14 protein-coding genes and 1 pseudogene are annotated in these 14,140 nt (G+C 39.4%); 10 read left to right on the top strand and 5 right to left on the bottom strand.

Annotated elements, in window-relative coordinates; all coding sequences use genetic code 11:
* Window positions 1-304 precede the first annotated feature (304 nt).
* From VP97_RS07000 to VP97_RS24480, 5 genes and pseudogenes are all read left to right on the top strand, one after another.
* Complete coding sequence (locus VP97_RS07000) at window positions 305-868, top strand: hypothetical protein (protein WP_050181030.1); 564 nt, start codon at window positions 305-307, stop codon at window positions 866-868.
* Between the two features lie 216 nt (window positions 869-1,084).
* Window positions 1,085-1,849 (top strand): NAD-dependent epimerase/dehydratase family protein, encoded by a 765-nt coding sequence (locus tag VP97_RS06995; protein ID WP_050181029.1) that lies wholly within the window; start codon window positions 1,085-1,087, stop codon window positions 1,847-1,849.
* A gap of 246 nt (window positions 1,850-2,095) precedes the next feature.
* On the top strand, window positions 2,096-2,266 hold the full coding sequence (locus VP97_RS23760; protein WP_156153435.1) for a hypothetical protein: 171 nt from the start codon (window positions 2,096-2,098) through the stop codon (window positions 2,264-2,266).
* Window positions 2,267-3,288: 1,022 nt separating this feature from the next.
* Entirely contained in the window at window positions 3,289-3,459 is a 171-nt protein-coding gene (locus VP97_RS23755; protein WP_156153434.1) for a hypothetical protein, read from the top strand.
* A 20-nt stretch (window positions 3,460-3,479) separates the two neighbouring features.
* Window positions 3,480-3,659, top strand: a pseudogene (locus VP97_RS24480) (alcohol dehydrogenase); the annotation flags it as partial.
* A gap of 415 nt (window positions 3,660-4,074) precedes the next feature.
* On the opposite strand, the gene VP97_RS06990 reads toward VP97_RS24480, so the two are convergent.
* Both VP97_RS06990 and VP97_RS06985 read right to left on the bottom strand, forming a co-directional pair.
* Window positions 4,075-4,560 carry a DUF4188 domain-containing protein gene (locus VP97_RS06990; protein ID WP_050181028.1) on the bottom strand — a complete coding sequence of 162 codons (486 nt, stop codon included), beginning with the start codon at window positions 4,558-4,560 and terminating at the stop codon, window positions 4,075-4,077.
* 2 nt (window positions 4,561-4,562) lie between these two features.
* Window positions 4,563-5,117, bottom strand: a complete 555-nt coding sequence (locus VP97_RS06985) for a PadR family transcriptional regulator (RefSeq protein WP_082220275.1) — start codon at window positions 5,115-5,117, stop codon at window positions 4,563-4,565.
* Window positions 5,118-5,844: 727 nt separating this feature from the next.
* Between VP97_RS06985 and VP97_RS06980 the strand changes: the two genes are divergently transcribed.
* The 3 genes from VP97_RS06980 to VP97_RS06975 all read left to right on the top strand — a co-directional run bounded on the left by VP97_RS06980 (window position 5,845) and on the right by VP97_RS06975 (window position 7,393).
* Window positions 5,845-6,702, top strand: coding sequence for a manganese catalase (locus VP97_RS06980; RefSeq protein ID WP_050181026.1), 858 nt, complete (start codon window positions 5,845-5,847; stop codon window positions 6,700-6,702).
* Window positions 6,703-6,875: 173 nt separating this feature from the next.
* On the top strand, window positions 6,876-7,061 hold the full coding sequence (locus VP97_RS24345; protein WP_216594921.1) for a hypothetical protein: 186 nt from the start codon (window positions 6,876-6,878) through the stop codon (window positions 7,059-7,061).
* A gap of 146 nt (window positions 7,062-7,207) precedes the next feature.
* On the top strand, window positions 7,208-7,393 hold the full coding sequence (locus VP97_RS06975) for a type Z 30S ribosomal protein S14 (RefSeq protein ID WP_050181025.1): 186 nt from the start codon (window positions 7,208-7,210) through the stop codon (window positions 7,391-7,393).
* A gap of 185 nt (window positions 7,394-7,578) precedes the next feature.
* Here the strand turns inward: VP97_RS06975 and VP97_RS06970 are convergent, their stop codons facing one another.
* Window positions 7,579-8,091 carry an immunoglobulin-like domain-containing protein gene (locus VP97_RS06970; protein WP_050181024.1) on the bottom strand — a complete coding sequence of 171 codons (513 nt, stop codon included), beginning with the start codon at window positions 8,089-8,091 and terminating at the stop codon, window positions 7,579-7,581.
* An 81-nt stretch (window positions 8,092-8,172) separates the two neighbouring features.
* Here VP97_RS06970 and VP97_RS06965 point away from each other — a divergent pair, with 81 nt between their 5' ends.
* Window positions 8,173-8,799 (top strand): LysE family transporter, encoded by a 627-nt coding sequence (locus VP97_RS06965; RefSeq protein ID WP_050181023.1) that lies wholly within the window; start codon window positions 8,173-8,175, stop codon window positions 8,797-8,799.
* Here VP97_RS06965 and VP97_RS06960 read toward each other — a convergent pair.
* Both VP97_RS06960 and VP97_RS06955 read right to left on the bottom strand, forming a co-directional pair.
* Window positions 8,796-10,157, bottom strand: coding sequence for an amino acid permease (locus VP97_RS06960; RefSeq protein ID WP_050181022.1), 1,362 nt, complete (start codon window positions 10,155-10,157; stop codon window positions 8,796-8,798). The genes VP97_RS06965 and VP97_RS06960 overlap by 4 nt on opposite strands.
* A gap of 214 nt (window positions 10,158-10,371) precedes the next feature.
* Window positions 10,372-10,647 carry a YqhV family protein gene (locus VP97_RS06955; protein ID WP_050181021.1) on the bottom strand — a complete coding sequence of 92 codons (276 nt, stop codon included), beginning with the start codon at window positions 10,645-10,647 and terminating at the stop codon, window positions 10,372-10,374.
* 704 nt (window positions 10,648-11,351) lie between these two features.
* On the opposite strand from VP97_RS06955, the gene VP97_RS06950 reads away from it, so the two are divergent.
* The gene (locus tag VP97_RS06950) at window positions 11,352-14,126 is read left to right on the top strand and encodes a sensor domain-containing phosphodiesterase (protein WP_050181020.1); all 2,775 of its coding nucleotides are present in this window, start codon (window positions 11,352-11,354) and stop codon (window positions 14,124-14,126) included.
* Window positions 14,127-14,140: the final 14 nt, after the last annotated feature.

Raw genomic sequence — 14,140 nt, 5'->3', positions numbered from 1 at the left:
ATATTTTTTGAAAAGAACCTGTGAAAGTAAATGATAAATGTATTTTAAAGAGCCTGGAGATCTGACAGATAACGTAACGTTTCTGCAGAGGCTCCGGCTTTTTTGCTGTAAAACAGCTTTTATAAGAATTAAAAAGGGAAGAGAATATTTAAGGGCGGAAAACTTCGCCGAATAAGTATGGGTTAAAACTGAAGAAGTTTGAAGATTCCCTCGCTGGCTATTTATCTATACTTTGGGGTACAAAACATTATACAGTGACAGAATCTCTGAGAGGAGCGACCAGTCAATAAAAGGAGAGGATTTTGTGAGCGAATCGAACCATCAAACCAATCATGTACGTGGACATAATAATATAGAAAAACAAATTACTTCATATATTCATGATAATCACGAAAACGGCATTTGTTCCAAACAGGAACTTTCAAAACAAATCGGCTCGATAAGTGAAATCAATCAAGCAATTGAAACATCCAGCCAATTTGTCGAATGGGGTGAAGACAACATTATCCTCGCTGAGAAGCTCATTATCAGAATCAGTGACCGAAAAATCATTACAAAATACTTCCAGAAGGCTTTCGAAAAGGGCTGGATTTCTCCTTATCAGCTGCTGAAAGAAATGAAAGCAGATAGAAGACTGGCTGCCATATTAAGAGAAAAAAGAATTGATGAAGCGTCAAAGCTAGCTTCCTGGATTAAGCTGCTGCTTCCCGAGGTAAAAGGAAACGGTCATTTTCTTTATCAGGCTGGCAGTCCCATAGAGAGTGTAGAGAAAGCTATCAAAGAAACACTTCCTGGAAAGATTTCCGAATCCTTCTTAAAGGAATTTCTCCAGGAACGTGGTTACAATCAAAGTGACATGACAAGCTGAATCCAGCATTTTTTTGCATACAACAAGAGGGTTTTCAATTATTTTTTAAAAGAAGCTGATAAAGGCTGGACCCTTCATCAGCTTCTTTTTTTACATAATGATCCTTTATCAAAAGGTATATTTTGTATAAGGAGGGGTATATTGAAATGGCGAAGCCTTTAGCAAACATAGCTGCTTTTATATGTACAAATAAACATACCTACTGGAGGACCTGCCATGAAAAAGAAAGTATCGATTATAGGAGGAGCCGGTACGATCGGAACAATTTTATACAGAGGATTAAACAGCAAATATAATATCGTTATTCTCGACCAAACCGCTCCAGAAGAAGCAGACCAATTTATAGAAGTGGATGCCACCGATTATGAATCACTTTTGACCAGTATTCCGAAAGATTCAGCGGCTCTTGTTAACTTACTGACCATCAAAACAGAAAATGATCTGGAAGATATCCAGGAATTTCATAAAATGCTCAACATTCATTTTATGGCTTCCTTTTATGCTTTTCGTGCAGCGATCGAATTAGGGATCCCTAAAGTTGTTTTCGCCAGCAGTAACCACACAACTGACTATTACGAGAATAATGGAGTTTCCTCTTTGGGCAGAGAAATCCAAACGGATGATTATCCATATTCCCGGGGGCTTTACGGGGTTTTAAAGCTGGCCTCTGAAAATATTGGACATATATTGGCTCAGGAATCAAAACATGATCTTTCTATCGTTAACTTGCGGATCGGCAGTGTTCATCCTGACGAACAGCAGGCTGTACAAGAAGATGACCGTCTGCATCGTACCCTGTTGTCTCATGAAGATACAATCCAGCTTTTTGATTTAGCGCTTCAGTCAACTGTAAAATATGGTACTTACTACGGTGTTTCAGATAATCCTGGGAAGCCATGGTCTACAGAAGCTGCCTGGCGGGAGCTGGGATTTGTTTCAAAGGTAAATGCGACAGATATTTTAAACAAAGACACGAGATAAAGTTCTTTTCAGATGAATATGGAAAAGAGCTGGTTTTTCCATTGGAGATCATCTTTTTTAGAAGGACACAATAAGTAAATATAATTGAGGATGATCTTCAATTGTACTTTTAGCTTTTATTTTTAAATACTCAAAATTGAAAGCGATTTCTTTTTTGTTTGTAATGTTTTTTGCTAAGAGAAAGCTTAAATTCATTGGGCAGACAGTAAAAAGCTGGGATAGTTATATGGCGAAGTATCTTTCAAATTGCAGAAAACCAGCCATTTTATTTTAATCCAGCTGACGGCCATGATCAGCCAGGAGTCCTATGTACTTGGTCAAAAAAGAACTGGTTATTTAATGAAACAGACGATCACCAAAATGGATGCGACTGTAAGAGCTATTGCAGACAGATCGATCTATCGAAACATGGGATAAAAGCTTCTGGATACCCTTCCGCTCCAAATAAACAGACAGTATGGAGAAGCTGACGACAAAAAAAGCTGTATGAAAACCCGCTTTACACACTTAATGTAAAGCGGGTTTTCAGCTTTAAATGGAAAGGGCATACACAAAGCAGAGCGTCTGACGTAATGAACCCGGTAAACTTTTATTAAAGTACGTTTTATATGTAACCGTCAGACGTAAGCAGCTTTTTATGGGCTGCAAAATTACATGTCTGACGTTTTATTTTTTAACCCTGTTCTTTCTAAGATAAGGAGGCATTTAACGTCATGAAGGGGGCCAATAAAATATATCTATATCATAAAATTTACTATTCTGAAGAAAAATATAGAAAAAGAGAAAATAGCCTGTAAAAACGTGAGAAGAAAACTTGCAGATTAAAAGCTGAAAACAGGTAAGAATAGCATTACACAATAGGCTTTTTTGGGGGTAAGAACCGCTGGGGTAAAAAGGGGGTCCCAGTTCTTACCCGCCCATTCTTACCTGGAAAAGACCTGATAATGTCAGCCTGTATCTATGATCAAGCATTAAACAAAAGGGTTGACACATTCTTACCCAAAAAAGAAGGTGGAGACCCCTCTATACTCACATTACAAATAATTTTTGCCGGATTGGTATGAAAGGAAAGGTTTAGTTGAAGCAATTCGGAAGCATGGAGAATTGTTTTAACTAAACCAATCCCGGCCATGAACAAAACAAGGCACGGTATATAAACGTCATGTTGACCCTGTAGTGGACTCTCATTAAATATACTAAAGTAGTAAACTCCGAGAAAAAGGTATTTTTTTAATCGGATCAGGGTTTAAACTGCCTGTTGAACCGTTTAAAGTTTCGGGATGTGAACAAAAGGAACCGTTTTCCAGCCTGAATGGTTTTTATAGCAGCTTGTACTTCAACGTTTACCTTGTCATTCTCTTTTTATTATTTTGACTAAGAATAATCTAGCAGTATAAAGAATATATTTAGAATAGAATGATAAGAAAGGGAGGAATCTAATGAGCATTCAAACTGAAAATGTCACTTATTACAACGGATCTGGTTTACATAATGTTACGCTTGCACATGAGAAAACATATAAGGAATTTGTGGTTAGACCTGAACAAATTGAAAAAGGAGTTATCTACCCTTGTTATCCATATTTCCCTTATCAAATAACTAAAAGTTAATCGATGTTAGTTGATTTTTACTAACTGCTGCTCTTGTTGGCGGAATTCGGAAAATACAAGAAATACTCGATTTCGCTACTGAATACGACATTTCCCTAATGATTGAAGTGATGAATGCTGACCTGGTAGATGAAGCATATGAATGGGTTCTCCGCAGTGATGTGTGTTGTCGCTTCGTTATTGATATTGCCACCTTGTAATTTGCGAAATATTTTTTATTACCTTGCATTATTTTTAGGTAAAGACGATTCAACCAATTGGATTGGTTAACTCGTCTTTTTTTATTCGATCTTAACGTCTTTTGTTAAATAAACTATATGAAGGTGCTTCCTTGTCAGGGTTCAGTATTTTTAACGCGACAGAGAGGTTCAATCTTCTGATGTCTGTATAGATTCTGATCGGTTAACACTCCTAATTGTTCTGCAAGAACGCGGGGAGGATAAGTCATTCGATTTTTACATCAACAGTCTATAACTTCTACGTGAGCCGCTCCTAAAAAATGAAGAAATACACCTCCATGCAGCTCCGCCTTGGTCCCTTCAAATGAATTTTTAACAAGGATAAAGAGCACCTGAAACTCACTTTTAGGTGCTCTTTTCTCGTGCTGATTATAAATTATTTCGCTTTGTAGGAGGTAAGCCGTTTTTGAGCGGAATTTCGTTCTGCCGTAACGGGAATATGTTTCAGTGCTTTTCCTAAGCCGAAGTGAGGCATATTTCCATAGAGAGATTCATAATTTCCACTTTTTACTTGATAGGTTTCGTGATAAATGCCAACAGCAGGATTGTTGCCGACCTTTTTATGAAAGTTACCCCAGGCTGTTAAATGTTTTTCATTTTTAGCATAAGCAAGCAGATCATCCATTGAACGCCAATATTGAATCATAAGTGTTGTTTTAAGTCCGAAATAGTTTTCCGCTGATAGAAAGCCTAAATCATCTTTGTTTGTATAAAGCTCCCGAATCATTCCGGGCATAGCATTGAATACAGGCAGCCACTTATTTATTGCAGCGGGCTTGTTGATTCTCATTCCAATGATGAACACAACAAGATCTTCCGTGTTCTCTGTCGTATAACGCCCAGGATAAATATGCTTGCTCATTCCTAAACCCCCTCATGTAATAACTTGTCAAAAGCGGCCTCACACCATTCCACAGCAGCTTTCGTTATTCTTTTTCCATAGTCTAATGTGAACAGCCAATACATGGTGTCCGCGGAGGTATCGTGGTACTTGGTAATGGCCTGTTCAATCGCGGCATACGTTTGGAAACGACTTTCTAAATCCTTTTTATAACTTTCCAGCAGTAATAGCGTTTTTTCTTTAGGCTGATGGCGGCTAAAAAACAACTTAAGCAAAATTTCATTTCGTTCAACAGGCAGTTGTTTAATGGGCTGCTCTAACCAATTCTTGAGCGTTTCTTTTCCTTTTGAAGTAAGGGAGTACTCATTTTTGTCTGGTTTTCCGGGGGTGGATGAAATTTGAACTTCTGCCAACCCTTCTTCGACAAGGGATTTTAGTGTCGGATAGATTTGTCCATAACTAATTTTCCAGAAGTGATGTAAGCTCTGATCAATAAACTGCTTGATGGCATAACCAGATCTGCAGTCTGTTGTTAAAATTCCTAAAATGGCGTATGTGGTATCACTGTAAGTTTTCAAATTCGTCATCCTATCTAAAAGATATATATCATTTAGATATATTATACATAACCGATCGGGAAAATACAAACAGTTTTTTAGGAAAAATAAATAATTAACTTGGAATTTTTTGGTGAATAAAAGAAAATAAACAGGGGACCCGGATAAAATATTAGAGAGGGAGCAGAGGGAACAGTTTATGTTGATTTAGCATTTTAACCTGTATGCTTGCAAATGACCTGCATTATTTTAAGTAGATAATATGCACTGCTTTATCGTCTGTTTCCCACTAGAGTTATATACTAACTTTTTACTCTTCGTACGAGACACACTTTACCCCGTCCTTTTTAATTCATACTCGCTGGTGAGCATCTGTATATTTGAATTTCCACATTTGCCGATACCATTTCACTTCTTTTGCCCGCACAGGCAGGTAGTAAGCCTGCCGTTCCAGCTAAAGTTGTAGAGTGGAAAGAAGTTTTTACATTTTTTAAATTTAAATAATTATTGAAAGGGAAGGACAAGATAAAAAGAGAGGTGCGGCACCTCCTTTCCTTTTTCTAACAACGGAGCGTTTCTTTGGTATTGTTCCAGTCTCTTTATTCCGGTAAAAGGTATGTAGATTACAAATAATTAGTAGCAAAAAAAGGGATCAGATTTTTCGCTACTAATGATTCGCAAAATCACCTTCCTGGGAGTTCTACATACGTTATAGAGGTAGGAAATCTTCCTAGATGGAGTGTGAGAGATGTTTTATCATATAAAAGAGCTGCAATATCAAGCAAAGCCAGATCGACCAGATCCTCTTTATGCTAAAAAGCTTCAGGAAGTACTCGGCGGCCAGTTTGGTGAAATATCCGTAGCACTTCAATACCTTTTTCAGGGATGGAATGTTCGTGGAAACGGGAAATATAAAGATTTGCTGATGGATACGGGAACGGAAGAGCTGGCCCATATTGAAATGCTTGCGACAATGATTGCCCGGCTTTTAGATGGGGCACCGGTGGGGGATTTAGAGGAGGCAGCCAAAGACCCTGTTATAGGCGCTATCTTAGGGGGAATGAACCCGCAGCATGCAATTGTATCAGGCCTTGGTGCAATGCCCGCTGACAGTGTAGGAAACCGCTGGACAGCTGATTATATTATCGCTAGTGGAAACCTGCTGGCTGATTTTCGGGCGAATTTAAATGCAGAATCCCAGGGGCGACTGCAAGTATGCCGGTTGTATGAGATGACGTCAGACCGCGGGGTGCGTGATATGCTTTCCTGGCTGATTGCCCGTGATACTATGCACCAAAATCAGTGGATCGCCGCAATTAAAGAGCTGGAAGCAAAAGAAAATGTAGTAGTTCCAAGTACATTCCCGCGCAAGCTTGAAAAACAGGAAGTAGCTTATACTCTCTTTAACTTTTCAGCAGGAAACCAAAGTGCTGAAGGACGATGGGCATATGGTCCGAGCATGGATGGGAAAGGCGTGTTTCAGTATGTAGAACATCCAGTGCCGCTTGCGAAAGCACCTGTTTTAAAGCCGGCCCCTCCTTATATTTATAATACGCCGCCTTCTGTGTTAAAAAGTAACACACCTCCACCGCCGAGCATGTGCTGAAATGGTTTAGAGTAGAAGGAGCAGTACAGCTTGTACTGCTCAGTGTGTAGACAAAGTCTTTCTCTTTCAAAAAAAACCGATAAGTGGTGTTGAAGATCAATCAGCCAAGGACTGGGTATACATTTCCTCTTTTTTAAAAAGAAAAAATACGACCTTATTAATTTGGTACTATCTTGTCGCAGGCTACTTGGCGGCGGGAGGGCGGCGTAGACTCCTATGGGACTAGAGGGCAGCTGAGACCAGAGAAGCCGCCAGGTGCACTCGGGCTCAGCGCCTGCTCCATGGAAAGCGGAGCTGCCCGGATGCCGCCGATCTATCCTGTTCATGTAACGGTTATCAATCATTTTTCTACAGCCTGAGCAGTACAGCTTGGACGGCTTTATCTTTTCAGAGATCAGCAAACAGATGGAAGATGCAACCCAGCATCTACCTGTTCACTTTTTACTTAAATGAGGTTATAATTGACTATCTCTCCTGCCCTAATTTTAAAAGGGAGGTTTTTTAGTTGGCAAAAAAAGCACTAATCATGAAGCATAAGGGTAAACAAAAGTTCAAAGTGCGTGAATATACTCGCTGTGAGCGTTGCGGCCGGCCTCATGCTGTACTTCGTAAATTTCAGCTTTGTCGTATTTGCTTCAGAGAACTTGCTTATAAAGGACAAGTGCCAGGAGTAAAAAAAGCAAGCTGGTAAACATATTGATGGGGTTTTATAATAAAGGGACCTACGGGTTTTACCGATGTCTTTACAGTCAGGCGTAGGCCTGGCTTTTTTTGTGTGAGAAATATTATTTCAAGGACAATTCAGGGAAACGTTTATAGCGCGTACTGGCGGGAGACTTTTCATACAGAAACAAGAAGAATAAAGCGCGGGGCAATTTATTGGATAAACAAGCGGTTATTCGTAACTTTAAACGGCACAGCCAGAATCAATTTATTTTTTTTGCGATTCTGCCTTGAATCCATTAGTTCTCCAAAAAACTTTACAAGCCGGTATTTTCCGGGTGGAAGGTCATTTTCCAAATAAGGATCAAGGGAAACGGTTTGTACAATAGATTCATCCGGGAGCAGCAGGGAATTCCCAGCTTCCAATGCTTTTATCTGTAGAGGAATTGAATACCAGACACCGTCCATGTATTTTTCAATAGCGAAATGCTCGCCATATGTAAATGAAAGACTACTTTGATTTACTACGGTTACAGTTATATCATTTTTAGGCAATTTGCCCTGTTGATTTTTAATGGTGAATAAAACTCCATCTTTTTTTGAAGCAAGGTTTTGGAAAGGAGCCCTTTCAAAGTCTGCGGTGACTTCCTGTTCATTTATCTGGCAGGCTGTCAAGCTACATAAGTACACAAATAAGAAAAGTAAATTAAAACGTCGTTTATTCATCATAAATTCTCCTATCTTTAGGCGTACAAGCCCTTCTTTCTGAATATGATGCAAAGACATCATTTTACAGGAGGTTACGTAATGAACTCACTTTTTACATATATGTTTCTAGGCCTGTCTTTAGCGGCACCAGTTGGACCTGTGAATGCGGCCCAGTTAAACACCGGGATCAAAAATGGTTTTTTCCATGCATGGATTTTTGGGATTGGTGCATTAACGGCAGATGTGCTTTATATGCTTATGGTCTATGTAGGTGTGGCGCATGTGATCGAGCTGCCATTTATCAAAACACTTCTCTGGCTGTTTGGCTGCTTTGTTTTAATGTATACAGGTATTGAAAACCTGCTAACCCTTCAAAAAATTGAGCTGGATATGCGCTTTGGCAGAAATATTCCTCTGCGTAAATCCCTTTTTTCCGGATTTTTCATGTCACTTTTGAACCCGCTTACGATTCTTTTTTGGCTCGGGATTTATGGATCTATTTTGGCGGAAACAGCCCAATCCTCTACACAAAATCAAATTGTTTTACATAGCTTGGCCGTTATCTCGGGCATCCTCGTATGGGACATCACGATGGCTTTTCTTTCAAGCGGTGCCCGGCGATTTTTATCGACCGGGGTTTTAAAAGGGATTTCGGTTGTTTCATCTCTTTCGATGATTGGGTTTGGTATTTATTTTGGTATGGAGGCTTATAAAGTATTGTTTTAACTCATTTGTTCTTGAGGGGATTGACCCTCTTCTTTCTTCCATTTTCGGCGGAGAATCAAGACGACAATTGCGATAACGGTGATAAAGGCCAGGCTTATAAAAAATCCTGGGCGGCTCGCCTGATGAAAAAGTGTCCCGCTGAGCGCTGCCAAAACAAGAATCATGCCAATGATTCTTTTTATTTTGTCTCCCATTGTAGGCTTGATCAGTCGATGGTAAAAAATCAAAATAAAAAACCAGTTATATAAAAGCATCAGGCCGGCAGCAGTAGTAATATACTCATATACATTTTTGGGCAAAAGCAATGAGGAAACGATGGATAAAATAAGACCGACCGATGTTAATGCGACAGCTGGCAGCGGTATCTTTCGTTTCTTTTTCTTTTGTTTGCTGAAAATAGCCGGTGCGTCTCCTTCTTCAGATAAGGTAAGAAGGATGGTAGTAACTGAAAATAGGGATGCAGACATCGTTGAAAACCCAGCAATGATAACAGCCGCATTAAACACATGCGGGAAAAAATCCAGGTGGTAGCTCAGTAAAGCCATGGCAAATGGACTTTTATCCGGCTGAAACGATGTCCAGGGGATTAATAACAGAGCCAGGGAAAGAGCTGTTACATAAATCAAGCCAAGAATTCCAAGCATTACTTTTCCTGACTTTGGCGCATCTTCTTTATTTCGCAGATGAATCGCCATCACACCCATTACTTCAATACCGCCATGTGCGTAAAAAGCAAATAAAAGCGAGCTCCAAAAGCCAATTCCGCCATTTGGGAAAAATCCGTTAATGGAACGGGGCATCCCTGCTTTTGGGTCACCATTAATTACACCGGTAAGAGCGAGCACAGCAAGTACAATGAACATAAAAATGGCTGCTACTTTCATGACAGCAAACACGGTTTCAAGCTTGCCGAACGCTTTTGTTCCAATAAAAAGCACAAGCAGGCCGCAAACCGCAAATCCGGATGCGAATATCCATATTGGAATATGTGGGAACCAAAACTTTGATAAAATTGATATTGCCGTCAATTGGCTGCCAATGATTAGCATTTCTGAACACCAATATACCCAGCCGCTGCTGAAGCCTGCCCATCTGCCGTAAGCTTTTTTAGCATATGAACGAAACGATCCTTTTTGAGGATCCTTCGCAGACATTTTAGCCAAGGCTTCAAAAACAATATACGTTCCACACGAAGCAAGAAGAAAGGCGATCACTACGGAGGGTCCCGTCATTTGAATGGCAATACTTGACCCGAGAAAAAAGCCGGTGCCGATAATACAGCCTACTCCAATCAGAGAAAGCTGCCACCAGGCAAGTTTTTCATTATCTTTACTGCCGCCACACGTTTTTTGTTCCATTCATACATACCTCCCCTACAAGAATAAATTCTCACGAGAAGGCCGAATTATGTAAAAAAGGGAGTGGGAAAACTGGTTTCTCCTCCCTTAAAAAGGAAGTGTCTCTCATAAAAATAAATATTAAAGGAAATCCTGATATGTACGAACTAATCTGTCCATAAAAACAAAAAGAAAAGCCTAATCAGCTTTTCTTTTTAGATGGCTTGTCCTTCGCTTATTTGGAACGCAGGCTGTATAAAATAAGTAAGATGCCGCAGACAAGGCCAATGCTTTTCATCAATGGCATTTTTCCGGCCATTCCATATAAGCCAATTCCTGTTGTGACAATTAAAACAACCGGCCCTACTAAAGCAAGCATGCTGTTGATGTAAAAAGCTTTCTCTAAGCTGTTGAACTTTAGCATCAATAGAGCAGCGGTTACTTCAATGCTTCCGGAGATTAAGCGCAAGGTAATCATAAGAAGCAGTGCTTTTTCAATGACAACAACCATATCGTTTTCCTCACCTCTTTTTAGCGCTTCTTTGTTTCTCTGGCTTGTCCCGCTTGATTGGAACAAACAGTTTTATTCATTTCTTTATATGTATGCGGTCAGAGGTTAGACTAGAGATAAATTAAGCAAAGAGAAGAAAATAAATAAAACTGGCATCTGTAAAATTACCTCTTATATTCCTTTTAAGTATTATTTAGTAATTTTTGCTTTCATTTTCACATAGCAACATCGATGGATAAGTGTAAAATCCTCTTGAGAAATAAATTTTAGTTATAAATGCCTACATAAAAGTAGAAGGAATACCAAAAATACATAGTATAATAGAAATAAAAAATATAATAAAAGAGTGGAAAATCTTTAAAGAGAAAATTGTATATAATAAGGATATAAAAAAGTTTATAAAAAGGATAAAATTTCAAAATATTCGGATGCCTAATAACTGAAAGCAGCCCGGATATTGTTATTTGTTTTACCTGAACAAAACCTGGAGGCGGTTCACTGTTTAAGGAGAAAAGGTAAAGAAAACAGATAATGTGATATTCGGGCTGCTTTTTCCGATTCTGATAAAGCAGTTTAAGAACTTATAAATCATATAGCGCACGGATTTTGAATAAAGAAAGGCTTCATAAATAAAAAAGAATAACAAGCAAAGAAATTCTTCCAGCGCGTAAAAAGTATGAATGTAAATAATGGAGGATGCATGAATGGAGAAAGAACAGACAAGGTATTCGCGTCTTGCACATATTACCAAATTAATTAATACGAAATTAAATTTACGTGAAGTGCTGGGGCATGTCGTCACAGCTATCTCTGAGGAAATTGTGCAGTGTGATTCTGTAGGTATTTACCTGCCGCAGGAGGACGGGACATTCAGAGGCTACGTGGGGAAACCGGAAGTAATAGAGGGAATGACTCTGGACATGCATGTGATTGATACAGAAAGAGACCTGCTTGCGAAAGAAGTAATTGAAACACAAAAAACAATTTATATACCCGATACGTCAAAGGATGACCGCCCGGATCCGAGGAACATGATGCATTTTAAAATCCAATCGCTTCTGGTTCTTCCTATTTCCTATGAAGATAAGTTATTTGGTCTTGTTTTTTTGTTTGATTACGGCACTCCAATGAATTTAACAAAAGAAGAAATTCAAACGGTGGAAGCCTATGTGAATATGGCGGCCGTGGCGATTCGCAATACCACTAATTTGACCCGTAAAGAAAATCTTATTGCAGAAAAGCAGATGCTGTTGGATTTAACGCGTGAGCTTTCTTTGTGTTCAACCATGAAAGAAGTAGTCGATACATGCTTTTTTTATGTAGGAAAGGCCCTGAACAACTATAACGTCGGTGTGCATTTGCTTGATCCTTTGGCAGAGAAAAAACTGAAACCGGCGGGCTTAAGCGCGCATAGTGACTGGAATGAAGAAGACTGGATTAACATCCACATGAAATCGCCGATGGATTCAACGAGCGATGCTGTTTTCCAGGAAGTGATTAAAACAAAAACGGCAGTGCTGATTCCAGATGTATTTAAAGACAGCCGGCCCAATCATGAGCTATGCAGAAACTTCGGTATTAAAGGTCTTTTTATGCTTCCTATGATTGCGATGGGCGAAGTGTTAGGGGCTATTGCGGTAGTGGATCTGGAGAGGGAAGGGTTTGTCTATCCAGAAGCAGACAGACAGCTGGCACAGTCAATTGTAGATGCAACGGCCTCTACTCTTTCGAACCTGTTATATATGGAAAAACAAGAAGTCATTATAGAAGAGCGCACTTCTGAAATCACGATTAAAAATAAAGAGCTTGAACATGTTGTATCGGAACTGCGTCAGCTTAGCCGCGAAAAAGAACTGATTCTGCACTCTGCAGGAGAAGGGATTTTTGGGCTGGATCTTGACAGCCGTATTACTTTTTGTAATGTAGCGGGGGAAACGATGCTTGGATACGAGAAAGGGGAGCTCATTGGAAAACTGTCTGATGTGATATTTCCGAAAAAACAAGTTCCAAAGAAAAAAGTCAAAACGGCTTATTCAGAAGTGGAGCAATATTTTTACCGGAAAGATGGCACGTATTTTCCGGTAGAATATGTGATTTCTTCTATGAAAGAAGGAGCCAACGTACTGGGCGAAGTTGTCACATTCAAAGATGTTACGGAAAGAAAACAGATGGAAGAAGAAATAAAGTATCTTGCTTTTTACGACAGCTTAACCGATTTGCCTAATCGTGTTTCGTTGAATGAGAGACTGATTGAAGAATTAACGCATGCAAGGGAGCATCCGGGAGAAAAACTGGCTATTTTGTATTTGGATTTAGACCGCTTTAAGCTAATCAATGATAGTTTAGGGCATAGCTATGGTGACTTGCTTCTGCAGGATGCTGCTAAGCGGTTAAGTGCAAGCATTCCGTCAAAAGCAAGTGTTTCAAGGCAGGGAGGTGATGAGTTCACCATTATTTTGCCGAAAATCAAGAGCGAGGAAGAAGTCATGACTGTAGTAGAACAAATCAGTCACTCTTTTGCCAAGCCGTTTTATCTTAAAGAAAATGAAGTTCATATTAAGACAAGTATTGGTATCAGCTTGTACCCGGAAAATGGTGAAGCCGCTGAGACACTGATTAAAAATGCGGATACAGCAATGTATAAAGCAAAAGAAATATCAGGAAACAGCTTTTACTTTTTCAAAAGCGGGATGGATAACCGGACTTTTAAAAGCATGAAGTTTGAAAATGCCCTGTATAAAGCCCTGGACAACGATGAGCTGGAAATTCATTATCAGCCTCAAATAGACAGCAAAACAGGCAAAGTTATTGGTGCTGAAGCGCTTGTAAGGTGGCGCCATCCGAGAGAAGGGCTGGTCTCGCCTGCTGAGTTTATTCCCATTGCAGAAGAAACGGGATTAATCGTTCCAATCGGGGAGTGGATGTTACGCAACGCATGCAGGCAAGTAAAAAGGTGGCATGAGCAGGGGCTTTTCATCAATGTAGCGGTCAATTTATCCGTTCGTCAGTTTGAAGAAAACAATTTATTTTCGATTATTAAGAGTGCCCTGGAAGAAGCCGATTTGTTGCCCGAATTTCTGCATTTGGAATTAACTGAAAATCAAATTATGAAAAACATGGACGCGACCTTTACAACGATGGATCTGCTCAAGGATTTTGGGCTGAAAATTGCAGTGGATGACTTTGGGACAGGCTATTCTTCTTTAGGCTACTTGAAAAACCTTCCGATCAGCACATTAAAGATTGACAAGTCATTTGTGCAGGATATAACAGAAGATCAGGACAATGCTGCTATTACCAATACTATCATTACATTAGCACGAAATTTAAATCTTGATGTGATCGCAGAAGGTGTAGAAACAAAAGAGCAGGTGGATTATTTAAACACAATGAACTGCTATTTAATGCAGGGCTACTTTTTTAACAAACCATTAACAGCAGAAATGTTCTCAGAAAAATATCTTGACCACAAAAAATAAAAAATAAGCTCAGG

This window comes from Domibacillus robiginosus (assembly GCF_000966195.1).
Classification (GTDB): domain Bacteria; phylum Bacillota; class Bacilli; order Bacillales; family Domibacillaceae; genus Domibacillus; species Domibacillus robiginosus.
Note: the sequence above shows the minus strand (reverse complement) of the source record. Positions and strands in the feature narration are given on the sequence as shown.